Source organism: Meiothermus cerbereus DSM 11376 (assembly GCF_000620065.1).
GTDB lineage: Bacteria > Deinococcota > Deinococci > Deinococcales > Thermaceae > Meiothermus > Meiothermus cerbereus.
Genome location: NZ_JHVI01000015.1, coordinates 45,108 through 70,103 on the forward strand (window position 1 = coordinate 45,108; position 24,996 = coordinate 70,103).

General features: G+C 61.1%; 17 protein-coding genes, 1 tRNA gene and 1 pseudogene. 13 read left to right on the forward strand and 6 right to left on the reverse strand.

Features of this window, described 5'->3' with window-relative positions:
• Window positions 1–12: 12 nt before the first annotated feature.
• The gene (locus Q355_RS0107045; protein WP_027877150.1) at window positions 13–3,456 is read left to right on the forward strand and encodes a sensor domain-containing protein; all 3,444 of its coding nucleotides are present in this window, start codon (window positions 13–15) and stop codon (window positions 3,454–3,456) included.
• Between the two features lie 265 nt (window positions 3,457–3,721).
• Window positions 3,722–4,816, forward strand: coding sequence for a 5-(carboxyamino)imidazole ribonucleotide synthase (locus Q355_RS0107050; protein WP_027877151.1), 1,095 nt, complete (start codon window positions 3,722–3,724; stop codon window positions 4,814–4,816).
• Here Q355_RS0107050 and metH read toward each other — a convergent pair.
• Entirely contained in the window at window positions 4,806–8,450 is a 3,645-nt protein-coding gene (gene metH, locus Q355_RS0107055) for a methionine synthase (RefSeq protein ID WP_027877152.1), read from the reverse strand. The genes Q355_RS0107050 and metH overlap by 11 nt on opposite strands.
• A 130-nt stretch (window positions 8,451–8,580) precedes the next feature.
• On the opposite strand from metH, the gene queG reads away from it, so the two are divergent.
• On the forward strand, window positions 8,581–9,681 hold the full coding sequence (gene queG, locus Q355_RS0107060; protein ID WP_027877153.1) for a tRNA epoxyqueuosine(34) reductase QueG: 1,101 nt from the start codon (window positions 8,581–8,583) through the stop codon (window positions 9,679–9,681).
• 267 nt (window positions 9,682–9,948) lie between these two features.
• On the opposite strand, the pseudogene Q355_RS15545 reads toward queG, so the two are convergent.
• A pseudogene (locus Q355_RS15545) lies at window positions 9,949–10,658 on the reverse strand (metallophosphoesterase family protein).
• Between the two features lie 87 nt (window positions 10,659–10,745).
• Here Q355_RS15545 and lnt point away from each other — a divergent pair.
• The 10 genes from lnt (at window position 10,746) to Q355_RS0107115 (ending at window position 23,058) form a co-directional block, all read left to right on the forward strand.
• Window positions 10,746–12,143, forward strand: coding sequence for an apolipoprotein N-acyltransferase (gene lnt / locus Q355_RS0107070; protein ID WP_027877154.1), 1,398 nt, complete (start codon window positions 10,746–10,748; stop codon window positions 12,141–12,143).
• Window positions 12,144–12,178: 35 nt separating this feature from the next.
• Window positions 12,179–12,264: transfer RNA gene (locus tag Q355_RS0107075), tRNA-Leu, on the forward strand.
• 29 nt (window positions 12,265–12,293) lie between these two features.
• Window positions 12,294–12,521 (forward strand): preprotein translocase subunit SecG, encoded by a 228-nt coding sequence (gene secG / locus Q355_RS0107080; protein WP_027877155.1) that lies wholly within the window; start codon window positions 12,294–12,296, stop codon window positions 12,519–12,521.
• Window positions 12,522–13,002: 481 nt separating this feature from the next.
• Complete coding sequence (locus Q355_RS0107085) at window positions 13,003–14,736, forward strand: ABC transporter substrate-binding protein (protein WP_027877156.1); 1,734 nt, start codon at window positions 13,003–13,005, stop codon at window positions 14,734–14,736.
• A gap of 55 nt (window positions 14,737–14,791) precedes the next feature.
• Window positions 14,792–15,988 (forward strand): ABC transporter permease, encoded by a 1,197-nt coding sequence (locus Q355_RS0107090; protein WP_027877157.1) that lies wholly within the window; start codon window positions 14,792–14,794, stop codon window positions 15,986–15,988.
• 10 nt (window positions 15,989–15,998) lie between these two features.
• On the forward strand, window positions 15,999–17,570 hold the full coding sequence (locus Q355_RS0107095; protein WP_027877158.1) for an ABC transporter permease: 1,572 nt from the start codon (window positions 15,999–16,001) through the stop codon (window positions 17,568–17,570).
• Between the two features lie 156 nt (window positions 17,571–17,726).
• The gene (locus tag Q355_RS0107100; RefSeq protein WP_027877159.1) at window positions 17,727–18,755 is read left to right on the forward strand and encodes an ABC transporter ATP-binding protein; all 1,029 of its coding nucleotides are present in this window, start codon (window positions 17,727–17,729) and stop codon (window positions 18,753–18,755) included.
• Window positions 18,752–19,762, forward strand: coding sequence for an ABC transporter ATP-binding protein (locus Q355_RS0107105; RefSeq protein ID WP_027877160.1), 1,011 nt, complete (start codon window positions 18,752–18,754; stop codon window positions 19,760–19,762). Before Q355_RS0107100 ends, Q355_RS0107105 begins: the two co-directional genes overlap by 4 nt.
• Window positions 19,763–19,907: 145 nt before the next feature.
• A complete protein-coding gene (locus tag Q355_RS0107110; RefSeq protein WP_027877161.1) occupies window positions 19,908–21,134 on the forward strand; it encodes a DUF4139 domain-containing protein in 1,227 nt (408 codons plus the stop codon).
• Between the two features lie 73 nt (window positions 21,135–21,207).
• Window positions 21,208–23,058, forward strand: a complete 1,851-nt coding sequence (locus tag Q355_RS0107115) for a S9 family peptidase (RefSeq protein ID WP_036258929.1) — start codon at window positions 21,208–21,210, stop codon at window positions 23,056–23,058.
• Window positions 23,059–23,301: 243 nt separating this feature from the next.
• On the opposite strand, the gene Q355_RS0107120 is transcribed toward Q355_RS0107115, so the two are convergent.
• From Q355_RS0107120 to recR, 4 genes are all read right to left on the reverse strand, one after another.
• Window positions 23,302–23,577, reverse strand: a complete 276-nt coding sequence (locus Q355_RS0107120) for a DUF3467 domain-containing protein (protein ID WP_027877163.1) — start codon at window positions 23,575–23,577, stop codon at window positions 23,302–23,304.
• Window positions 23,578–23,591: 14 nt separating this feature from the next.
• On the reverse strand, window positions 23,592–23,945 hold the full coding sequence (locus Q355_RS0107125; RefSeq protein ID WP_027877164.1) for a roadblock/LC7 domain-containing protein: 354 nt from the start codon (window positions 23,943–23,945) through the stop codon (window positions 23,592–23,594).
• 10 nt (window positions 23,946–23,955) lie between these two features.
• A complete protein-coding gene (locus tag Q355_RS0107130; RefSeq protein WP_027877165.1) occupies window positions 23,956–24,288 on the reverse strand; it encodes a roadblock/LC7 domain-containing protein in 333 nt (110 codons plus the stop codon).
• Between the two features lie 117 nt (window positions 24,289–24,405).
• Window positions 24,406–24,993 carry a recombination mediator RecR gene (gene recR, locus Q355_RS0107135; RefSeq protein WP_027877166.1) on the reverse strand — a complete coding sequence of 196 codons (588 nt, stop codon included), beginning with the start codon at window positions 24,991–24,993 and terminating at the stop codon, window positions 24,406–24,408.
• Between the last annotated feature and the right edge of the window lie 3 nt (window positions 24,994–24,996).

Genomic DNA, 24,996 nt, shown 5'->3' on the forward strand with positions numbered 1-24,996 from the left:
AGTGTGGTGAGCATGAACAGGCGGGCCTTGCGGTGGGCATTGCCAGTAACGCTGCTGCTGGCTGGAATTGTGCTGGTGTGGGCCGCTTTACTCTCGTGGAGTCTGGCCCTGGTAGCCTTGCTGCTATGGGGCTTGCTGGGCTGGGTGTACTGGGGGCGGGTTTTAGGAGAAGACAAACGCCCGGATGAGCCGCAAACCTCCGCAGAGTTGGAGCAGGCCGAACAAGAGCGCTTGCGTAGTGAAAAAGTGTTGCGCCAGATTGCCGAGACCGTGCAGGACGTGGTACTGCTGACCGATGCCGATGTGCGGATTCAATATGCAACGCCTTCGGTTTACCCGGTGGCCGGCTGGAGACCCGAAGAGGTGCTGGGGCAGTCGGTGTACAGTCTGCTGGACCCTGAGCAGCGGGGCATCTTTGAACGGATGATCCGCGAGGCAGGCCCCGAAAACCATCTGGCTCGAGCGGCCTTTGCTTACCAGCACCCCGACGGCCAGCAGCGGGTTCTGGAGGCTTCCATCAACTTCCTCTTCTCGCCGGAGGGCGCTTTCCAGGGGGCGGTGGTGGGGATCCGGGACGTGACCGAGCGCTATCAGGCCGAGCAGGCGGTGCGGGAAAGCGAGCAGCGCCTACGCGAGCTGACCAACTCCATGCGCGACGTGGTGATGATGCTGGATGCAAAAGGCTTCATCGAGTACGTTACACCCTCGATTCAAGCTGTGCTGGGCTACAATCCCCGCGAATTGTTGGGCCGAAGCGCCTTCGATTTTTTTGAACCAGAAGACCATGGCTGGGTGTTGGAAGCGGTACGCGCAGCCCGGGAAGGTCGGCGGCCTTTGCGACTGGAATACCAGCACCGTCACCGCGATGGCTCCAGGGTCTGGCTCGAGACCCAGCTCGACTATATTTACGACCTCGAAGGCAACCCCATCCGGATGCTGCTGGGGGCGCGGCAGATTCAAGACCGCCGCGAGGCCGAAGAACAGTTGCGTAAAAGCGAGCAGATGTTGCGTCAGGTGACCGATGCTATTCAGGACATCGTTCTGCTAACCGACGAAAACGCCATCGTGCGCTACATTACCCCATCGGTGCAAAAGGTGGTGGGCGTTGCTCCAGAAACCATGCTGGGTCGTTCGGCCTACGAGCTGCTGGATTCCGAGCAGTCCAGGCGTTTTCAGGAGCTTTCAGCTGCCGCAAGCCCGGAAAACCCCTCTGCACAGACGAGTTTTATCTACCTCAGACCCGATGGGCGCGAGCTGTATATGGAAGCCTCAATCAACTTCCTGTTCGATGCCCAGGGCCGTGACCGGGGCGCTGTAACGGGCATCCGCGACCTGACCGAGCGCTATCAGGCCGAGCAGGCGGTTCGCCAGAGCGAGCAGATGCTGCGGCAGATTACCGACGCCATGCAGGACGTGGTGGCCCTGACCGACCCCCAGGGCTATTTGCGCTATGTGACGCCCTCGGTGCAGCGTTTGCTGGGCTATGCTCCAGAAGAGATGTTGGGCCGCTTGGCCTTCGATTACCTGGCCCCAGAAGACCGCGAAAAAGCCATGCGCCTAGCCGAACAAAGCCTGCAGGGAAGCGGCTCGTACCAGCTCGAGGGGCGCTACCGTCACGCGGACGGGCATTACATCTGGATTGACACCCTGGTCAACTTTATCTTCGATGGACAGGGAAACCCTACTGGCAGTGTGGTGAGTGGGCGCGACATTTCCGAACGACGGAGGGCCGAGGAAGCCCTGCGGGAGCGCGAGTATCGCCTGCGTCAGATTACCAACTCCATCCGGGATGTGGTGCTGCTGCTCGACCCCTGGGCCAAGGTGCAGTACGTAACCCCCTCGGTGAAGCAGGTACTGGGCTATCGCCCGGAGGAGCTGGTGGGCAGGCGCGCTTCCATTTTGCTCGATAAGGCCCAGTGGCCTGCCGTTCGGCGGCAAGGCTTGCAGGCCATCCGGGCTAAGCAGGTCTATACCACCGAGTGTGAATGCAGGCACAGGGATGGGCATGTGGTGTGGATTGAAGGCCTGGTCAATTTTGTCTGGGATGAAGCGGGTGCCCTGCAGGGCATTGTGGTGGGGATGCGCGACATCAGCGAACGCAAGCAGCAACAAGCCTACGTGGAGTATATGGCCTACCACGACGAGCTCACCAAGCTGCCCAACCGCCGGGCATTAAGACGAACCGCCGAGGAGCTGCTGTCGCGAGCCAGCCAGCGGGAAATACCGGTAAGCCTGTTGTACCTCGACCTGGACAACTTCAAGGCCGTCAACGACACCCTGGGGCACGATGTGGGCGACGAACTGCTGGTGGAGGTATCGCAGTTGTTGAGCAAACAGCTGCGCTCCGAGGACATGCTGGCCCGTTTGGGCGGTGATGAGTTTGCCTGCATTTTGTTCAACACTGATGCAGAGCAGGCCCGGCAGGTGGCGTTTCGCATGTCCAGGGCCATTCGTAGCACCCTGAGCTCGAGCAACCCTGCCCATAAGTTGCCCAGCCTTGGGGTTAGCGTAGGCATTGCCAGCTTTCCCAGGGATGGCCGAACCTTTGTCGAGCTGCTGAAGGTAGCCGATATTGCCATGTACCAGGCCAAGGACTCGGGCAGCCGGGTGGTTATTTACGATGCCGCCAAAAGCCCATATACCGAAGAGCGGCTTCAGTTTGAAGCGGCCATGCGCAAAGCCATCCAGGAGCAACAGTTTCAACTGCTGTACCAGCCCATCTGGCATCTAAGGGAGCATCGTATCGAGGAAGCCGAGGCGCTTTTGTGCTGGCCTTATCAGGGTAAAATCCTGCGGGCCTCGGAGTTTGTGCCCCTGGCAGAAGAGGTGCATCTGGTCGAACAGATGGACCTCCTGGCCCTGCAAAAAGGCTTATTGCAGCTCAAAAGCTGGTGTCGGGAGGGGTCTTTGTACCGCCTCTCCATCAACCTCTCGACCCAGTCGCTGGTGCAGCCCGAGGTGGTGCGGGAGCTTCTGGAGCAATTGAGCAAAGCAGAGGCCGACCCCCGATGGCTCACCCTCGAGGTAACCGAGAGTGGCCTCTTGCGCGAGCCAGAGCAAGCCCGCAAGGCTATAAGCAGCTTCAAAGATCTTGGAGTCCAGATCGCCATAGACGACTTTGGCAGTGGCTATGCCTCGCTGGGCTATTTGCGCCAACTGCCGCTGGATCGCCTCAAGATTGACCGGAGCTTCATTAGCTACTTGGGTACGAGCGTGCGCGATGAGAAGCTCATTCGTGCGGCCATTGATTTGGCCCATAACCTCGAGGCCGAGGTGGTGGCCGAGGGGGTCGAGACCCAAGAGCAGCTCGAGTGGCTGCGCGAAAATGGCTGCGATCTGGTGCAGGGTTATCTGGTGGGCCAGCCGGTTCTCATTGCAGACTGGCCGCCACCCCTACCCATCGAGCGCCTTTTCCTTTCTGTGAGGAAATCAGAAAACCAGAACCAGCCCAGATGAGGTGAGGTGTCCTCAACTTGGTTCTTCGGGTGGGGGTCATTTGAGCGGGCGGGATCCCCTTTAGCGTCCACAGCCAGCCGGGTGTAGAGCGGGCACTGAGTGTCTCCATACAAGATGCTGTTCCGAAAGATCGCTTTAGGAATTGCGCCAGGGACGCATAGACTCATTCCGCGGGTTTTGCCAATCTACCCTGGCGCAACTTGGACGGTGTGGGGAGGGGCCTCGACGGGTTGGCCCGTTGCCCAGGCTCGAGTAGGCTATGGGGGTGCAGATAGGCGTTTTGGGAGGTGGACAACTGGGGCGTATGCTGGCTTTGGCGGGGTATCCGCTGGGGCTGCGCTTCAGGTTTTTTGACCCGCTGGCCGAGGCCCCGGCAGGCCAGCTAGCCGAGCTGGTGGTGGGCGACTACGCCGACGAGGGCGCGCTGGCCCGTTTTGCCGATGGGCTCTCGCTTTTGACCTACGAGTTCGAGAACGTGCCGGTTTCGGCTGTAGCCTGGCTGGCCCAGCGCCTGCCCGTTTATCCCCCGCCTGTGGCCCTGGAGGTGGCCCAGGATCGGGTGGCCGAGAAGACCTTTTTTCAGGGGCTGGGCATCCCCACCCCCTTGTTTTACCCGGTGCTGACCTATAGCGACCTGCAAGACGGCCTCGAGCGCACCGGCTGGCCGGCCTTGCTCAAAACCCGGCGACTGGGCTACGACGGCAAGGGGCAGAAGCTTCTGCGTTCGCCTGCCGACCTCGAGGCAGCCTGGGCCCGGCTGGGGGGACAGCCCCTGATCCTGGAGGCCTTTGTGCCCTTCGAGCGCGAGCTGTCCATCCTGGCGGTGCGGAGCCTGGGCGGCCAGGTGGCCTTTTATCCGCTGGTGGAGAACCACCACGCCGGGGGCATTCTTCGTAAAAGCCGGGCCCCGGCTATGCCGGCCCGCCTGCAGCACGAGGCCGAGCGTATCGCCACGCGGGTTCTGGAGAAGCTCGACTACGTAGGGGTCTTGGCTATTGAGTTATTCGAAGTGGAGGGCACCCTCTGGGCCAACGAGATGGCCCCGCGGGTGCACAACTCCGGCCACTGGACCATCGAAGGGGCCGAGACCAGCCAGTTCGAAAACCACCTGCGGGCCGTGCTGGGCCTGCCTCTAGGCTCCACTGCCCCCCGCGGCCAGGCGGCCATGCTCAACCTGATCGGCCTGAGGCCCGACTTTGCCCGGGTGCTGGAAATTCCTGGGGCCCACCTGCACTGGTACGGCAAGGAGGTGCGCCCCGGGCGCAAGGTGGGGCACGTGACCCTCCGGGCCGATACACCTCAGGAGCTGGAGGCCCGCCTGGTTCGGCTCGAGGCCCTCCTGGCCGAAGTCACAGGTTGAAGTACTTGGCTGCAGGATGGTGCACTATGATGGCGCTGGTGGACTGCTCGGGGTGGAGCTGGTACTCCTCGCTCAGCTCCACGCCAATTTCCTGCCACTGGAGCAGTTCCTGCAAATACTTCTGGTCTTCCAGGCGGGGGCAGGCCGGGTAGCCAAAGCTGTAGCGGCTGCCCTGGTAGCCCTGGCGGAAGAGTTCTTCTAGGCTGGTGGCGTCGTCCTGGGCGATATCGAGCTGCTGGCGGATGCGCTTATGCCAGTACTCGGCCAGGGCCTCGGCCATCTCCACCGAGAAGCCGTGCAGGTACAGGTAGTCCTGATAAGCATCGGACTGGAACAGCGCTTGGGCTACCTGCGAGACCTTGCGTCCCATGGTGACCACCTGGGCGGCCAGCACATCGCGCGCGCCATTTTCCCAGGCCGCCGGAGGGAACCAGTCTCGCTCGGCCCCGATGGGTTCGGCATAGCGGGGACGGAAGAAGTCGGCAATGCACAGGTGGCGTGAGCTAGCCCCCATCTGGCGGGGGAAGTTGAAGCGGAACAGCTCGGCCCCCGAGTCGGGGTCAAAGACGATCAGATCGTTTTTATCGGAGGCCACCGGCCAGTAGCCATAGACCACCGCGGGCTCGAGCCAGCCTTCGGCCAGGGCCTGGAGCACCATGTCTTCGAACATCGGCTCGGCCAGGCGCTCGAGGTAGGCCTCGTACTCGGGCTGGCTCATATCGCCCTTGCGGAAACCCCACTGCCCCCGGAAGAGGGCGTTTTTGTTGACGTAGCGGGAGATGACCCCAATCTCTAGCTCACTCGAGTCAACCACCCTTCGGCCCCAGAAGGGGGGGCGGGGGATGCGGGGGGCGGGCGGGGTGTTGGAAGGGATGTACTCGGAACCGGCCATCAGTTTCTCCTGCAGAATTTCGTAGGCAGTTTTGTACTTGTGGCCGCTCATCTCGCGGCTGGTCAGTTGGGGTGGGGCATTTCCGGTCAGCTCTTCCATCAGCTGCAGCCCGTCAAAGGCATCGGAAGCATAATAAACCGGGCCGGTGGTGTAGACCTGGCGCAGGTCGTTTTCCACGTAGTGCCGGTTGAGGGCGGCTCCGCCCAGTACCACCGGCAGGCTGACCCCTCGAGCCGCCATGTACTCGAGGTTCTCCTTCATCACCACGGTGCTCTTGACCAAAAGCCCGCTCATCCCCACCGCGTCGGGCTTATGCTCCTCCACCGCGGCCAGGATCTCCTCGATGGGCTTCTTGATGCCCAGGTTGACCACCTTATAGCCGTTGTTGGAGAGGATGATGTCCACCAGGTTCTTGCCGATGTCGTGCACATCGCCCTTGACCGTGGCGATGACCATAGTCCCTTTGTGCACGCCCTCGAGCTTCTCCATGCGCGGCTCGAGGTAGCGCACCGCGGCCTTCATGGTCTCGGCGGCTTGCAGCACGAAGGGCAGCTGCATCTTGCCCGTGCCGAACAGGTCGCCCACCACCTTCATGCCTTCGAGCAGGATCTGGTTGATGATCTCCACCGGGCTGTACTTTTCCAGGGCCTGTTCCAAGTCGGCCTCGAGGCCCACCTTGCGCCCCTCGATGATGCGTTTTTTCAGGCGCTCCTCCAAGGAAAGCCCGGCCAGGGGGTCGTGGGCCAGGGTTTTGTCGACCTTGTTTTTGGCGAAGTAATCCACAAAGGCAAAAAGCGGGTCGTGGATCACCTCGCCGCCCGGCCCGAACTGCCGCCGGTCGTAAATCAGATCCAGGGCCAGCCGGTACGGCTCGGGCGGAATCTGGTTGATGGGCAGAATTTTGCCGGCGTTCAGAATGGCCGCGGTCAGGCCGGCCTGGATGCACTCATCCAAAAAGACCGAATTAAGCACCACCCGGGCCTGCGGCGCGAGCCCAAACGATACGTTGGAAACGCCCAGGATGAAGCCCACCTCGGGCAGCAGTTCACGCACCTTGCGGATGCCCTCGATGGTCCACCGGGCCAGCTTGCGGGTGTCCTCGTCGCCCTGGGTGATGGGAAAGGTGAGCAGATCGAACAAAATGGACTCGCCTGGGATGCCGTGCACCCGTGTGAGCCGCTCGTACATGCGCAGGGCAATCTCCACCTTGCGCTCCACGGTTTTGGCCATGCCGGCTTCTTTGTCCTCGTCAATGGTCAGGGCCACCAGGGCTGCGCCGTGCTGCTTGGCCAGGGCCGCCACCCGGTCGAACTTCTCCAGGCCGTCTTCCAGGTTCACCGAGTTCAAAATGGCCCGCCCGCCCAGGTGCTTGAGGGCTTCCTCCATCACCTCTACCTGGGTGGTGTCAATCATGATGGGGATGGGCACGCTGGTGGCAAAGCGTTTCAGCACCTCGCGCATATCGCGCACCTCGTCGCGCCCGGTCCAGGCCACCGAGACATCCAGCACGTGGGCCCCTTCGTCCACCTGTTCGCTGGCCAGTTGGTTCATGCCGTCGAAGTCGCCGGCGAACAACAGCTCGCGGAACTTCTTGCTGCCGGTGGCGTTGGTGCGCTCACCCACAATCAGGAGGCCGGTCTCCTGCCGCAGCGGCACGCTCTGGTAGAGGCTGGCCACCTGGCCCAAAGGCGAGGGCTTGGGGTTCTGCTGGCTACCCCGAAGCACCTGGCTGTGCCCCCGCAACCCCTCCACCAGCGCCCGGATATGTGCAGGCCCGGTGCCGCAGCAGCCGCCCACCGCGTTCAGGCCGTACTCCCGCACAAACTTGAGCTGCCAGCGGGCCAGCTCGGCAGGGGTGAGGTCAAAAACCGCCCGGCCCCCCTCGTTGCGGGGAAGGCCGGCGTTGGGCAGGCAGGAGACCCAGCGGGTGCTGTTCTGGCAGAAGTAGCGGATGTGGGTGTCCATCAGGTCGGGCCCCACCGCACAGTTGATGCCCACCACATCCACCGGCAGGCTTTCCAGCACCGTCAGGGCGGCCCCATCATCGCTGCCTACCAGCAGGGCGCCGGTGGCCTCGAAGGTGACCTGCACCTGCAGCGGCACCTCCCGTCCCAGGTCGCGCATGGCCTGGCGGCAGGCCAGCACTGCGCAGCGAATCTGCAAAACGTCCTGGCAGGTTTCGATCAGGAGTAGATCCACCCCACCGCGAACCAGGCCCCGGGCCGCCGTGCGGTACGATTCGAACATCTCCTTCCAGCCAATCTGCCCCAGCGAGATGAGCTTGGTGCCCGGCCCCAGCGCGCCGGCTACAAATCGCGTTGTTTCGTCCTTCCCGTTGTCTACAACCTGACGGGCGATCCGGGCCGCCTCGTAGGCCAGGTCTTCGGCCTCGGCCTCCAGGCCATACTCCATCAGCACATGGGGCAAGCAGCCGAAGGTGTTGGTCTCGATGACATCGGCGCCGGCCTCGAGGTAGCTCTGGTGGATGGCGGCAATCACATCGGGGCGGGTGCGGTTCAGGATTTCCGGGCAGCCGCTGTACTGGGCTCCGCCAAAGTCGGCGTCGCTCAGGTTGTACTTGAAGATTTCCGTCCCCATGGCCCCGTCGTAGACCAGCACACGCTCGGAGAGGGCCTTCAGGTAGGGGAAGGCCTGGGAGCGGGCCTGTAGCGCATAGCCCTGGGCGGTAAGGGGCTCGAGGCCCTGTTCGGCAAAAAAGTCACGCGGAGCGTTCACACTCACAAAGGCTATTGTAGAGCACGGTATACCAAATGTATGCGTAGCGGGCTGCACAAGCCCTCCGGGCGGCTTATGCCAGACGGACAGGCCAGTATGGCTTGTATTTATCGGGCCCACTGCGCACAATCGGGGTGTGCAGGTGGCCGAAACCCTCGAGCAGGCAGCGCAAGAGCAGGGCTTTCTGACGGCGTGGGCTGGCCTGGATTTGCCGCAGGAAACCCAGCAACGCTACCGCGACTGGGTAGCCGAGGGCAGGCAGGCCCAGATGGCTTACCTGGCGCAAAACCTGGAGATCCGGCTCAACCCGCCGCAGCGCTTCGCCTGGGCCAGAAGCGTGCTGGTGCTGGCGGCCCCCCATGCCTACCCCCCGCCCCCAAAGCCTACTGGTGGCCTTCGCCTGGGCCGGGTGGCCCGCTACGCCTGGGTGCGGGATTACCACCTCTTGATAGCGCCCCATTTACAGGCCCTCGAGCGCCTGGCCCAAAGCCTGGGCCTAGAGGCTAAGGGCTATGTGGATACCGGTCCCCTGTCCGAGCGTTCCTATGCCGCCCTGGGGGGTCTGGGCTGGATTGGCCGCAACGCCATGCTGATGCGGATGGGGGAGGGCACCTACCTCACGCTGGCGGTTCTGCTCACCTCTCTTCCCCCAACCCGCCTAGAAGCGCCTTACCCGAACCGCTGCGGAACCTGTACCCGCTGTGTGGTGGGGTGCCCCACCGGGGCCTTGCTGGGCGATGGAACCATGGATTCCCGCTTGTGTATCAGCTACTGGACCATCGAACACCGAGGCCTGATTCCTGCTGAACTATGGGCGGGCATGGGGGACTGGTTGTTTGGCTGCGATGTCTGCCAGGAGGTGTGCCCCTGGAACCGCAAGGCCAGGTCTTTCTGGCAGGACTTTATCCCCGAACCCGAGCTGGCCTACCCCAACCTGGAAGATTATTTTTACCTTTCCTCCAAGGCCTTCGAACGCAAATATGCCGGAACCGTCTTCCTGCGACCGGGTCGTACCCGTATGGCCCGCAATGCGCTGGTGGTGCTGGCCAACCTGGGCAACCCGGACTACCTGCCCCTGGTGCGCCACGCCGCCCAGGACGTGAATCCGGTGGTGCGGGCCACCGCCGCCCAAGCCCTGGCCCGACTGGGCGACCTGGAAGCCCTGTGGCCCCTGCGCCAAGACCCCGAGCCGCAGGTGGCCGAGGTGGCGCTGGGGTTGCTGGAAGGGCGGGTATAGTAATACCGGATTCAAAAAGATAATCTTCAAACAAAAAGCGCTAAGAGGCTATCTTTTTGAATCCTAGAGCACTCCCTTTGGTCGGGTTAGTTCGTCACCGTTCGGTGACGAACTAACCGAATCTGGTATAAGAAATGTCTTTGATTTGTTCTTTTTCTGGGGCCCCCGCCTGAAGCGCGGGTAGCAAAAACCTGAAAAAACGATGATGCTCCAACAATCCCTAACGGAACGATTCAGGCGGGGTTCATATAAACCCCATCCTCAGCCTCACTGGGGAAACCGCCCCTGCCGCACCACCTCCGCCAACACCTCCGGCAGCTCCCAGGCCGCCAGGTCGAAGGTAACCTGACCGTAGTCGTAGGGCAGCTTCAAAAAGCGGTGGAGCACATCGCCGTGGACATCATCTTCCAGAATGAGCACGTCGGCCCCTGGCTCGCCCCCCAGGCTCAAGCCCACCGAGCCGGGGTCGAAAACCACCCCTTTATGTACAGCCCGACGAAAGGGGATGTGCTTACCGGCCACCACCGCGTAACGCGAGCGAATGGACTCGAGCATCTTCAGAATTTCCTGGGGGTGGGCTTCGTTCAGGTCAATTTTGTGCTCGGGGTCTTCGGGCGAGCCGTGGAAGGCCATCAGGCGCCCCCCTGGGGTCTCGTAGCGGTGACGCGAGCGAAGGTTGCGTAGAAATTGCATCTCGCGAGTGCCAGCTGTTCCCGGGTCCAGATGATGGTGGTCTCGGCGATGCCTTCCCGCGGTGGGGAGGGCAGGGCATAGGCTACCCGAAGGTCGGCGGCTCCTGGGACACAGGGAATGCCCTCACGGTCGAGCTTGCGAATAACCTGTCGGGGATGGGGACCATAGCCGACCAGATCTCCCACAGCCAGCACCTGCTCAACCCCCTCCTTGCGCAGGGCCTCGAGGGCCACCTCGAGCGCAGGCAGGTTGGCATGTATTTCGGCGATAATTCCCAGTCGCATGTTGCCATCATTTTGCCATGTTCGGGCGCTGGTGCTGGGCCACTCGCCGTAATCTCGTTTACTCAAGGCCCTGCCGCGTATGATTGGGTGGTGCAGACCTGGTTTCCGCTGCTTTTAGGTGCGGCCCTAGCGCTTACTCAACCCCCCAGCCCGCTGGGCTTTCTGGCCCCATTGCCTCTGGTCTGGCTTTTGACCAGGGGGGGCTTCCGCTTTGGAATGCTGGCCGGAATGGGCTTCTGGGCGATGCACCTGGTCTGGCTACCCCTTAGCTTTGTGGTGCTTTTTGAAACGCCCTGGGGGGCGGTGCCCTACCTGCCGCTGGTCTTGATCAAGGCGGCCATCTGGGGGGTCGTGTTTGGCCTGACCCGGGGCAGGCCGCTGGCCAGGGCTGGGTTGTGGGTGGTGCAGGAATACCTCACCTCCCTGGGCGAAATTGCCTTTCCCTGGGGTTTTGTGGGCTATGCTCTGGTGGATGCCCCTGGGCGGCTGCTGGCCAGCCTGGGCGGGGTTTACCTGCTTTCGCTGGTGGTGATGGGGGTGGCGCTCTGTGTGTATGCGGCCTGGCAGCGCTTGCGGAAAGACCCGGTGGTTTTTTCACTTCCGGCTTTGGGCCTGTTTGGACTGGGCCTGTTTTGGCTGGGGCTGTGGGTTATGCCGCTTCCTTCTGCACAGGGAAGCCAGAAAGCCCTTTTGGTGCAGGGCAACATCAACCCTTTGCGGAAGCTCGAGGGTGCCTCGGCCGAAGAAACCTACCTGCAACTTACCCGCCAGGGATTGCAGGCCCACCCCGATACAACCGTGGTGGTCTGGCCCGAAACCGCAGTTTCTGGCTTCTCGCCCGAACTAGTGGCCTTGCTCGGGAGCCGGGAGCTTATTAGCGGCCTCGAGACCGGCCTGACCAATCGTGCGGTGCGGGTGTATGGGGGCCAGATTACCCATTACTACGACAAAAACCGGCTGGTTCCCTTCGGCGAAAACTTTCCCTGGGCCGAGGTCTTGCGCCCCGTATACCGCTTCTTTTTCCGCGCCTTTGGCTTCAACGGCGACCTGGTTAGCCGCACCCCCGGCACGGGGTACACCCCCCTGGGCCGGTACGGCGCGTTTATTTGCTATGAGTCGGTCTTCCCGGCGGTAGCCCGCAGGCTTGTTCTAAACGGCGCCGAGGTGTTGCAACTCGGCTCCAACGATGCCTGGTATGGCCCCAGCTTTGGGGGCTTGCAACACTTTCAGATGGGCCGTCTGCGGGCGGTGGAAACCGGGCGCTGGCTGCTGCGCGCTGGCAACGATGGCGTAACGGCCATCATCGACCCCTACGGACGGGTTACGGCCCGCATACCGCAGCGGCAAGCCACCTACTTGGTGGGGGCTTTTGGCCTGCTGCAGTACCAGACCCCCTACGTGCGCTTTGGAGACTGGGCAGTGGCTTTGGCCGGGTTTTTGGGTGTGATTGGCTTGCGCAACCGCGCAAAAGGCACTATAGTTTAGTCTTGCTGGCAGGTATGCCAGAAATGTGCGGGCGTGCCGGGATGGCGGAATTGGTAGACGCACCCGACTCAAAATCGGACGGTTAACAGCCGTGTGGGTTCGAGTCCCATTCCCGGCACCAACCAATCCCAAGCGCAGTGGAGGCCTTACGTGGAGTTCTTGCAAAACGTCCTAATTTTCTTCTACATCGCCGTGGCCGGGTTCCTGGTCTATCTGGTGCTTTCCCAGGAACCCAAACAGGGCGCAGGCGATATGTTTGGTGGTTCGACCGATCTTTTCAGCACCCGTGGGGTTACCGGTGGCCTGTACCGTATTACCGTAGTGCTGGGCATACTCTTTGTGGTGCTGGCCTTCTCGTTCCGCTTCTTCCCTCGATAAACGCCGCTTGGTGAAGGCCTTGCTTTGAGCCTCGAGGCCTCTGTACCGGGCGCTCGCAGGCCTGGCGTTTCCCAAAACCGTTGTGCTGGTCACGCGAAACCGTGCTTGATAAGGCGCTAAAACCCGCCTTTCCCTGCGGTTTTGTGTGCTTGCCGGCCCGGCAATAAAGTTGCTTTGCCAGTGGAATGTCGCAGCTTAATCTGCGGAAGCCTGCCCGCCCAAAGCTGGCAACCCCTAAATCCCAAGCCCGCTGCCCAGGGCCGATTATATTGTTCTGGACGCTATTTGACTCACATCAAAAGCGCTGCGACTAAGCCTTATCCACCGTTCGGTGGATGTAATTTCGACTGCATTTACACCTCCAGGCCTTGACAGCCGCTTGATGGCTTTATAGCTTTGTACCAAGTCCATCTGGCTCTGATGCTTTTTTTACAAAAGAGCGAGGGTGGTGAACTGTCCAAACTATAGTAGGAGGCTAAGAATGAAGAAACTGTTGGTCTTAGGAATGCTTGCCCTGGCTGGACTGGCTATGGCCCAGCCCAAGGTGTTCAAGGGCACTGAGCCAGGCCGTGCCGGTGGTGCGTATCGGGTTACCTCCATCTCCGACCCCCGCACCTGGAACCCCTTTGTGGCCCGCGAAACCTCGTCCACCGACATCATCGCGCTATTTTTGCCTTATCTGACCACCTACGACCCCTATACCCAGGCCCCCGAAGGACGTCTGGCGAAGTCGTGGGAGGTGCGCAACAACGGCTTGACCGTTATTTTCAAGCTGCGCGAAGGGGCTAAATGGTCGGATGGACAGGCCATTGATGCCGACGACGTAATTTTCAGCGCCACCGTCCATGCTGACCAGCGGGTTAACTCCAACTCCCGCAGCAGCTTCATCCTGGATGGTCAGCCCATCAAGTGGACTAAAGTAGACCAGTTCACCGTGCGGGCCGACTTTCCCAAGCCCTACGCACCGGCCCTGATCCAGGGCTGGTATATCGTGCCCGAGCACATTTTTGGCCCTGCCTATCGCGCTGGAGTGCAGCAACTCCAGGCCCTGTGGAACCTGGACACCCCCCCGGCCCAGGTGGTTTCGGGTGGTCCCTTCAAGCTGGATAGCTATGTCAAGGGCGAGCGGGTGGTTCTGGTGCGCAACCCCAACTACTGGGGCGTGGATGAGCGCAACAACCCGGTGGCCTACCTCGAGCGCTACACCGTGCAGATCGTGCCCGACCTGAACGCCCAGCTCGCGCGGTTCCTGGCCGGGGAGGCCGATACCTTCTCGGCGGCCAACGCCGACCAGGTGGCCCAGGTGCTGGAGCGCATCCGGGCCAACCGTCTGCGGGCCGAGATCTTCCCCAACGTGGACGTAACCCTGGGCACCAACTTCATCGTGTTCAACTGGAACCACAAGGATCCCTTCAAAGAAAACCTCTTCCGTCAGGTCAAGTTCCGCCGGGCCATGGCCCACCTGATGGACAAGAAGTCCATGATTGAGGTGGCCCTGGGCGGCCTGGGCCAGCCCCAGTGGAGCCCCATCTCCATCCCCAACAAGGCCTTCTTCACCGACGATGTGGCCAAGTTTGAGTTCAACCCGCAGCGGGCCCTACAGCTCCTGGCCGAGCTGGGCTTCCGCAGCAAGAACCGCGATGGCTGGCTGGTGAATGCCGAGGGCAAGGTGCTGGAGTTCAACCTGGTAACCAACCAGGGCAACAACGTGCGCGAGCGCATCGCCCAGATCTTCCGCGACGAAGCCCGTAAGGTGGGTGTGAAGGTGGAGTACCGCCCCATCGACTTCAACGAGCTGGTGCGTCAGCTCACCAGCCCCGCCGCCGATGGCACCCGTGAGTTCGATGCCATCCTGATCGGCCTGACCGGCGGTATTGAGCCTGCCTTCAGCCGCAACGTTTGGGAGCTCAACGGCTCTCTGCACGCCTGGAACCAGGGCGTGGGAGGCAAGAACCCGGCCAAAGTGGAAGCCTTCGAGGTGCTCATCGACACCCTGATGAAGCGCGGGGCTACCACCCTCGACCAGGCCCAGCGCCGTCAGATCTACGTGCAGTTCCAGAAGGTGGTGGCCGAGAACCTCCCGCTCATCTACACGGTGGCTCCGGCCTACAACCCGGCCCGGCTGACCCGCCTGGGTGGTATGTTCCCCAAAGAACAGATCAACTCCATCGTTGGTCAGTTCCCCTACATCGAGACCGTTTTTGCCAAGGAGTAAACGCCTTCTGGGGCAAGGGGTGGCCCTCCACCCCTTGCCTTCATGCTGAGGTTCTATGTTCGCTTACGTTGTACGAAGGCTACTCCAGCTCGTCCCCACCTTCTTTGGGGCGACCTTGCTGGCTTTTCTGGTGATTCAGCTTGCGCCAGGGGATTTTGTAACCCGGCTCGAGCTCGACCCCACCCAGGATCGCGAGTCCATTGCCAACCTGCGCCAGCAACTGGGCCTGGACCAGCCCCTGCCGGTGCAGTACGCCAAGTGGCTCTCGGGCATCCTGCAGGGTTACCTGGGCCTCTCGCTCTCCTATAAAACCGACGTGTGGAACGTGATCGGCCAGCGCATCCTGAACTCCATGGTTCTGGTGGTGCTGGCTACCTTGATGATCTACTTGATTGCCATTCCCATTGGGGTGTACTCGGCCATCCGCAAGTACACCTGGCCCGACCGCACCTTCACGGTGCTGGCCTTTTTAGGTCTGGCTATCCCGAACTTCTTCTTTGGTCTAATCATGCTGTTTTTGGCGGTCTGGCTCAACGACTTGACCAACATGCGCATCCTACCCATCGGCGGCATGACCACCGAGTTTATCCACCTGGGTAACTTGACCCGCGCCGCAGGGCTGCTCTTCCCGGTGGCGTTACTGGGAACTCTGGTGTACGCAGGCCTCTTTTGGTGGAAGAGCAACCACGGCCAGCCCGTAAGCTTTGGTGTCTGGGTGGGGCTGGTGATGTTTGGCGTGAGCACATTGCTCATGCTTTTCCCTTTGTTGCAAGGCCCTGGTCTACCCGAGCGGCTGCCCTACACCGAATCGCCCCTCTGGGCCAGGATTACCAACGTCTTGTGGCACGCCTTCCCGGTGGTCATCGTGGTGGGCACTTCGGGCCTGGCCGGCTTAATGCGGGTCATGCGGGGCCAGATGCTGGATGTGCTCTCGCAGGACTACATTCGCACGGCGCGCGCAAAGGGCCTGAATGAGCGGGTGGTGATCTACAAGCACGCCCTGCGCAATGCGGTGATTCCCTTTATCGCTGGAATCGGAGGGTTGCTGCCGGCTCTGATTGGGGGTGCTGGGCTGGTGGAGGTTACCATGGCCTGGCCGGGCATTACGCCCGCTCTGCTGGAGGCTATCTCGGCCATCGACATCTACGTGATTATGGGCCTGATCACCATCACCACGGTGCTGCTGATGATCGGTAATGTGGTTTCGGATCTACTGCTGGCCTGGGTAGACCCGCGCATCCGCTACAGCTAGGGGGTATGACATGCTACGAAGAGCGCAAATGACGTCCACCCCCCCGGCCAACCGAAGCTTTTTCCAGCAGGCCTGGATTCGCTTCAAGCGGCATCCGCTGGCCCGCTTGGGCGCCGCAGTTCTGCTGGTGTTTTATCTGGGGGCCTTATTCGCCGACTTCCTGGCTCCTTATCCGGAAGAGAAAAGCTTCCGCGATTTCTCCTTTGCCTCGCCCACCCAGATTTTCTGGCGCGACGAAAACGGGCGCCTGACCCGCCCCTATGTGTGCGCCTCCGAGCGACGCAGGAACCTCGAGACCTTCAAAGTCGAGGTCATTACTGATTGCGAGAAAGGCCGCTATCCCATCTACTTTTTTGTACAGGGCGAGCACTACCGCTTCCTGGGGCTGATCCCTGCCGACCTGCGCTTGATGGGTGGACCGTGGCTGCTGGAGGATAAGGCCAAGCTCTTTTTGTGGGGAACCGACGACTTTGGCCGCGACATCTGGGGCCGTATCTGGTTCGGGGGGCGCATCAGCCTGACCATCGGTATTTTTGCGGTGGCTTTGGCCCTGGTAATAGGCATCTTCATGGGCAGTATCTCTGGTTTCTACGCGGGCCGGCCGGTCACCTTCAGCATCGGGGTTTTGAACCCACGCTTCTGGGCCTTTGTGCGTAGCAGCCGATGGTCGGATCACCTGCTGGCCTTTCTGGGCTTGGCCCTGGTGGCGGCCTTGTTGTGGGGCATGTTTCAGGGGTACGAGCGCTACATCCGACCTGACCTACAGCGGGTGAGCACCCTGGCCCTGGGGGGGCTGGGCCTGGTGCTGGGCCTGGTGGTGCTGGGCCTGCTGTTATACAGCCTGGTCTGGCGCAGCCATCTGGTGCGGGCTTTGCTCTGGCTTTCGGCCTGGATTGGCATTGCCTGGCTGCTCTGGATCACGGTATGGGGCTTTTTGCAAAGCAGCCGCGGCCTCGAGGCCATTGTGGCGGGCCTGATTGGCGCAGCGTTGCTGGGGGCCATCGGCTACATTCTGCTGTGGCCGCGCATTGAGCTCGACCTCGACACCATCATCATGCGTACGGTTGAGGTGCTGGCGGCCATCCCCGACCTCTTTTTGCTGATTATTCTCTCGGTGCTGATACCTATGGAAGTGCCACCCGCGGTGCGTTTCGTACTGGTGGTAACGATTCTTTCCTTTGTGAACTGGGGCGGTCTGGCCCGTATTATTCGCAGCCAGGTGCTGCAACTGCGCGAGATGGAGTTTGCCCAGGCCGCGCAGGCTTTGGGGGCCGGCGATGCCCGCATCATCATTCGCCATGTGCTGCCGGGAACCTATACCTACCTGATTGTCGCCGTCACGCTGGCTATTCCCGGGTTCATCCTGGGCGAGTCGGGCCTTTCCTTCCTGGGCCTGGGCATCCAGGAGCCCGCTACCTCCTGGGGGTTGATGCTCTCCAAGGCCCAGGCTACTGGCATTACGGCATTTACCGAGCGTCCCTGGCTCCTGATCCCGGGGGTGTTTATTCTGCTGGCAGTTTTGGCCTATAACTTCATGGGTGACGGCTTGCGCGATGCCCTCGACCCGCGCACTAAAGTGTAGCCTGGGGGCCAGGCTGGGTTTGCTGCACCCTTGAAGCGAAACCACCAAAAGCGTAGTGCCCCAGGTGGGCACATCGAGAAGCAGGGTACTCGGGTGGGCCAGACCCAGTTGGCGATATAATGTCGCAATCTGCTGTTGCAGTGCTTAGGAGTAGGAATGGACGAGAAACGGCTGGTGGATGTAAAAGATCTCAAGGTTCACTTCTTTACCGACGATGGCGTGGTCAAAGCCGTCGATGGGGTGTCGTTCCACATTGACAAAGGCGAAACCCTGGCGGTGGTAGGGGAGTCGGGCTCGGGCAAGTCGGTTACGAGCCTGGCTATGATGCGCCTGATTCCAAACCCGCCGGGCAAAATCGTGGCAGGGCAGATGCTGTTTCGGGGCAAGGATGGCAAGGTGCGCGACCTGGCTAAAGAAGACGAAGCCACCATGCGCAAGATTCGTGGCAACGACATCGCCATGATTTTCCAGGAGCCCATGACCAGCCTCAACCCGGTCTACACCGTGGGTGATCAGATTGCCGAAGCGATTGTGCTGCACCAGGGTAAAAGTAAGAAGGAAGCCCTCGAGCAAGCCGCTGAGATGCTCGACCTGGTGGGCATACCCGAGCCCAAAAAGCGTCTGGCCAACTACCCCCATCAGATGTCGGGGGGTATGCGTCAGCGGGTGATGATTGCTATGGCGCTGTCCTGCAACCCCTCGCTGCTAATTGCCGACGAGCCCACCACGGCCCTAGATGTGACCATCCAGGCGCAAATTCTGGAACTCATGAACAAGCTTCGTGAAGAGATTGGCATGAGCATTTTGTTCATCACCCACAACCTGGGCGTGGTGGCCGAGATGGCCGACCGGGTGGTGGTGATGTACGCAGGGCGGGCGGTTGAAGAGGCCGATGTGGTGCCCACCTTCAAAAAGCCCCTGCACCCCTACACCATGGGGCTTTTGAACTCCGTGCCCCGGCTCGACCTGGCTGCTACGCACCAGCAACGCCTGGAAGCTATTCCGGGCAACGTACCCAACCCGCTTAATCTGCCCCCGGGCTGCGCCTTCCACCCCCGCTGTAAATTCTTCAAGCCGGGGTTGTGTGATCAGGACATCCCGGCCTTGCAAGATGCCGGTAATGGCCATATGGTGCGCTGTGTACGCTGGGCCGAAATTCAAAAAGGAGAGGCGGTGGAAGCATGAGTGCATCTGTTGCCGAAACCACGACCGCCAACCTGGTAGAGGTTACCAACCTCAAAAAGTGGTTCCCCATCCGTGGGGGAATCCTCTCTCGAGTTGTCGCCAACGTAAAAGCAGTTAACGATGTCAGCTTTTTTGTCAAGAAAGGTGAAGTACTGGGTTTGGTGGGGGAGTCCGGTTCGGGCAAGACCACCGTGGGCCGCACCATCCTGCGCCTGATTGAGCCCACCGACGGCACCATTCGCTTTGACGGTGAGGACATCACCCATATACCTAAGAACCAGCTTCGGGCCTACCGGCGCAGGATGCAGATTATCTTCCAGGATCCCTTCGCCTCGCTCAACCCCCGTATGACGGTGGGCGACATCATTGGTGAGCCGCTGGTCATTCACAACCTGGAGGGCTCGGCCCAGGCCCGCTACGAACGGGTGGCAGAGTTGCTTGAGCTGGTGGGCCTGAACCCGGGTCATGTGCGCCGCTATCCCCACGAGTTTTCCGGCGGTCAGCGTCAGCGCATTGGCATTGCACGGGCGCTGGCGGTACGCCCCGAGTTTATCGTAGCCGACGAGCCGGTCTCGGCCCTGGACGTTTCGATTCAGGCCCAGGTGGTCAACCTGCTGCAAGACCTTAAAGAACAGCTGGGTCTGACCATACTGTTTATTGCCCACGACTTGGCAGTAGTGGAGTACATCTCCGACCGCGTCGCGGTGATGTACCTGGGCAAGGTGATGGAGCTGGCCCCTTCGCGCGACCTCTACCTGAGACCGCGCCACCCCTACACCGAGGCTTTGTTGTCGGCCATTCCCACCCCAGACCCCACCATCAAGCGGGAGCGCATTGTGCTGCAAGGGGACATTCCCAGCCCCATCAACCCGCCTTCGGGCTGTGTCTTCCGCACCCGCTGCCGCTATGCCATAGCCGAGTGCGCCCATACCGTGCCCGAACTAAAAGAAGTGGCCCCTGGACACTTCAAGGCCTGCATCCGCGACGACATCCGTGGCTTGAGCTAGCCTGCCTTTATTCAAAAAGCGCCTCCCGGGAGGCGCTTTTTTGTTTGGCGCAGATGCCCAAGCTTTTTGGGCGGGCGCGCCCACCTTCAAGGCTTCATCAGCGCCCTCTCACCCTGCTTGGCAGACAAGGTGATTTACTGAACATATGCCAAAGCTAATTTTGTTATGGATAGCGCTGCTTTTGGGGGTAGTAGAGGCTCAAGAGGCGGTCATTTATCGGGGTTTTGCTGAGCTCAGACAACCCCAGACCCTGCCGCTAAACGAATGGGTCTGGGAGCCGGGCGAGGCCTTGTTTCAGAGCCTGGTGCCCGGCACCCTGCGCCTGATTGGGGTGACCGAACAATCGCGCCGGGTGCAGGTAGCGGCCCCGCAGAACCCCCTCACGGCCTATGTGGGCAAGGAGGTGCAGTTTTACTGGGAGGGCCAGTGGCGCAAGGCCACGCTGGTGAGTGCCGAGCGCAATCTATACCTGTATGAGGGCCGCTATCTGGTGGGGCTTCCGGGAACGGTGGCCTACCCCGACCCCAGCGGATTTTCTTCTGTGCCTGGCCCTAAGGTGGTCTTCCGTTACCAGGGGGGTGGTGCGGGTACCCTGGCTTATCTGACTCGAGGTCTGTCCTGGAGCCTGCGCTACACGCTGGAGGATGGCGAGCTAATCGGCTGGGCCACCCTGACCAATGGGCTGGGCCGACCTTTGCGCCTGGGCCGCACCGAACTGGTGGCCGGGAGCGTGCCTTTGCTGGAAGGGGGCTTTGAAGTACCGGCTTTGCGCCCCGAAACCCGGATGCTACAGAAAGCGCCTGCCGCAGCGGACGTATCTGAGGCGGAGTTCGTGGGGGAGGCAGGGGGCACCTACCGCTACCGCTTACCGGGAGAGGTGACGCTCGAGCCCGGCCTTACCGAACTGCCCTTTATTCGTACCCGTGTACAACCGGCCTACCTCTGGCGCTTGCAGACCGGCTTTAGCACGGAACGCGAGCTTGCTTTTGTGCGGGGCTTTCGCTTTGCTGCTCCGGAAAACCTAGCCGCCGGGGTGGTCAGCATCCGTGAGCAGGGGGTGTTTGTAGGGCAGGCTGGCACCGGCGATACTACCAAAGGTAACAACGTGATCTTGATGCTGGGCCCCGACCCCGAGGGCCGGGCTACCCGGCAGGTGGAGCAACAGGCCCGCAACCTCTTCCGCGTGACCACCCGTGTACGCAACCCCAAGTCCTATCCGGTGGAAGTCGAAATCCAGGAGGTAATGCCCCAGCCCTTTACCCTGGAAGGGGAGGGCCTCGAGCGCACCCCAGAAGGCTACCGCATTCGCTTTACCCTGGCCCCAGGCCAGAGCCGCTCGTATACCTATACCCTTACCTTGCAACAACACTGAGTAGGGAAGTACCCCTCGCCCCCATGCCTCACCGGCTTCCCCTGCTGACCCGGCGGTCAGGTAAAGTATAGGGGTGAACACCGACCTGTTGTATCAACTTCGTTTCCTGTCCGATCTGACTGAAGGCCCAGCTGGTAAGCCGCTATTTATCTACACCGATATCGAGCGGCCCGAGAAGGAGCCTCCCCGCTACCGTTCGCGCCTGGCTACTTGGGACGGAGGGTTGCGCTTCCTAACCCAAGGCGAGGCTAAAGCACCCTTCTGGCGCGGTAATTACATTTACTTCACCCGCAAGGTAGATAAAGCCAGCCAACTCTTTCGCTTGCCCCTGGCGGGCGGCGAGGCCGAGCAGCTCACCCAGTTCAAGTCGGGGGTCGAAGGCTACAAGGTGAGCCCTGATGGAAGCCGCATTGCCCTATTGACCCGGGGTGATTACGAGCCGCCCAGGCCAGATGAGCCCCGCACCTACCAGACCTGGCCGGTAAAGTTTGATGCCAGGGGCTTGTTGCCCGATCAGCCCAGGGAAATCTGGCTCTGGGAAGACAAAGAAGCCAGACCCCTGGTCAAGTTTTCGCAAGACATCGAAGAGGTGGCCTGGAACACACCGGGCGACGGGCTCTTCTTTACTGCTTCAGCCACACCGCAGGAGCGCTGGGCCTGGGTCCAGCGGGCCTACCAGGTGGGTCTGGATGGTCGGGTGGAGGAGCTATTTGGCGGGGTGGGGCCTGTGGGCGGCCTCGAGCCTACCCCGGATGGCGGCCTGGTCTACCTGGCGCACGCCTGGGAGCGGGGCGGGGGTACACAGTCCAGGCTTTATTACCGAGGGCGGAACGGGGCCATCCGGCTGTTGGCCGAAGGTTCCTTTCTGAATTCGGTGAACTCGGATATGCGCATCGGCGCTGGCTCCCAAACCCCCAAGCTGGGGCCCGATGGTCGGGTATATGTGGTGGTTACCCTCGAGGGCTCGGCCCGCCTGCTGGCGGTTACGCTCGAGGGGCAGGCCCAGCTTGTTAGCTCGGCAGAATCCAGCACCCTGGGCTTTGTCTTCTGCAACAACGAGCTCTACACCCTTTCGGAAAACTTTACCCGCGGGGCTTGCCTGGCCCGTGGTGAAGAGGTGCTGTATGACCCCAACGCCGGGATATTGCCCGAGCTACCCACCCCACAGGAGGTACGCCACCAGGCCCCCGAAGGCCATACCGTGCAGGGCTGGGTACTGCTTCCAGAGGGCGAAGGCCCCCACCCGGTAATTCTGTACATCCATGGCGGGCCACACACTGCTTTTGGCAATGCCCCGATGCTTCAGCTGCAATTGTTTCGGGATGCAGGCTTTGCTGTGGCCTTCTGTAACCCGCGGGGTTCAACAGGCTACGGGCAGGACTTCACCGACCTGGGGCAGCGCTGGGGGGACATTGACGAGAAAGACCTGCTGGGCTTTTTGGATGAGGTGCTGACCCGCTTTCCCCTGGATCCGAGCCGGGTGGCGGTGGCAGGGGGTTCATACGGGGGCTACATGACCAACTGGCTTACCGCCCGCCACCCAGACCGCTTCAAGGCGGCTGTAACCGACCGAAGCATCTGTAACTGGACAAGCTTTTATGGTGCTTCCGACATTGGCCCGCGCTTTACCTTCCTAGAGCTGGGTTCTAGGCCCTGGGAAAACCCCGAGCTGCTCTGGCAAAAAAGCCCGCTTTCGCTGGCCCATCAGGTGCAAACCCCCACCCTGGTGGTGCACTCCGAGCAAGACCACCGCTGCCCCATAGACCAGGGCGAAACCTGGTACACCGTTCTGTTGCAAAAGGGCGTGCCCAGCCGGTTTTTCAGGGTTCCCGAAGAAGGGCACGAACTCAGCCGCTCGGGTCGTCCCGACCGCCGCATTGCCAGGCTTAATGCCTACCTGGAATGGTTCAAGCGGTATTTGTGATATGAACCCCACCTGAAGCTTTCTGTTTAGGGCAGGTCAAAGCCGGCCAGATGCAAGGGCAGTTCCTGACACAGCTTCAGGTGGGGGCCCCAGCAAAAAGAACAAATCAAAGACATTTCTTTTGATTGCACCACGCCCTCGGAAGGCTGCCCTATCGCACCCTTCAAAGACGTTGCCTCCCATCCGGGAGGCAACTGTGCTGTGCAGGACAAAGAAATCAGGTTTTGAGCGGCTTAATATTGTCTAGGCCTTGGAAGTGTCCATGGCTTCGGGGATAACCCCGTAGGTTTCTTCGTAGCGCTGAATGTTTTCAGCCAGGCTACGCAGCAGCGCTTTGGCGTGCTGTGGGCTGGTGATAATCCTGCTGGTGACGACAGCCACCACCTGATTGGGTTGCCCGCTGGGTTGCATTAGGGCAAAGTCGAGGTAGAACTCGTTTTTTTGATGCGAGAAAATGGCAAAGTTGGCGTACTTGCCAAGGGCGGTTTCGCGGTCAATGTCTACGCGCAGCTCGGGCACCTGTGAAACTTCACTCACGATAAAGCCTCCTTGAGGCGTGGAACACTTTTTTTCAGCTGGAAGCGCACCCGACCCAGGCTTTGCATGGAGTCCATCAGCACCACCAGCAGGTATCCACCCTCGAGCGGAACCAGCAAAACTGGTCCCTCGGGGTACTCTACCATGACTTCTTCCACCTCGCCGCGCTTTAGCTCCTGCGATAAAGCCCGTGCAGACGCCAGCGCTGTGGAAGCTGCGCCGCCAAAAAAATCTATGTCCGGAGCCTGCTCGGTACGCATGCTTTCCACCACAAAGCCGTCCTCGGCCATTAGCGCTGAGGCCACCACCCCTTTGGTTGCTTGCAGTTCGCCAAGAACTTCTTGAACCATAGAATCACTCCTAAATGGTCTGTGCCAAACGCATAGCCAGACGCAGAAGCTCGAGGCCGATACTTTTTCGGTCGGTGCCCTTCTCGACCACAGCGCCCAGACAGTAACCGCTGAAAACCACCACCAGCACTTCACGCTGCTCGGTGGCGATGGTGAAGCGCCTGAGCTCCCCGCCTAGGCTTTTGGCCAGGGTACGGCTGGCTCTGGCCAGGCTTGCCAGCTCGGCGGCGAGCAGCTCGGGTGCGGGCGTATCCTTGCCAATGCTTTCGATAACCAGTCCATCCTGACTGGCCAGAACAGCCTGGCGCGCACCAAGTGGTACCAGGGTCTCGAGCATTTTCATGCCAGGCCCTCGCAATCGTTCCAGATCATACGGGATTTAGCCTAGCATAGCCTCTGCCAAAGACCTGGGCAATTGCACACCACACCGTTACGTGAGGCCAGCCAGGTCTGTTTCCCATCACTGGTAGCCCCGGCGGTTTTCCAGCGCCCTGGCCAGGGTAACCTCATCGGCGTACTCGAGGCTACCCCCCACCGGTAAGCCATAGGCCAGGCGGGTCGAGCGAATATGCATCTGGTTTAGCCGTTCGGCCAAAAAACCTGCTGTGGCCTCGCCCTCTACGGTCATCCCGGTTGCCAGGATTACTTCGCCGATGCCCTCCAGGCGGGAGAACAGCTTTTCCAGGTTGAGCTGCTCTGGCCCGATGCCTTCCAGTGGGTTTAGCGCGCCGCCCAGCACATGGTAAAGGCCGCTGTACTCACCGCTGCGTTCGATAGCCATCAGATCCGAGATGGTCTCGACCACACAGATGACGCTTCGGTCGCGCTCTGGGTCGGCGCAGATGGGACATAGCTCCTCTTCGGCCAGGTTGCCGCACACCGGGCAGGGGTGCAGGGCTTGCGCGGCCTGCAGGCTGCCCAGCAGTTCCGAGGCTATATCGGGATTCTGCACCAGGAAAAGCCCAAGCTTTTGTGCGCTCTTAGGGCCAACCCCTGGTAAACCAGCCAGGGCCCGCACCAGTTTGAGTAGACGCTCAGGGTAGCGCATAAG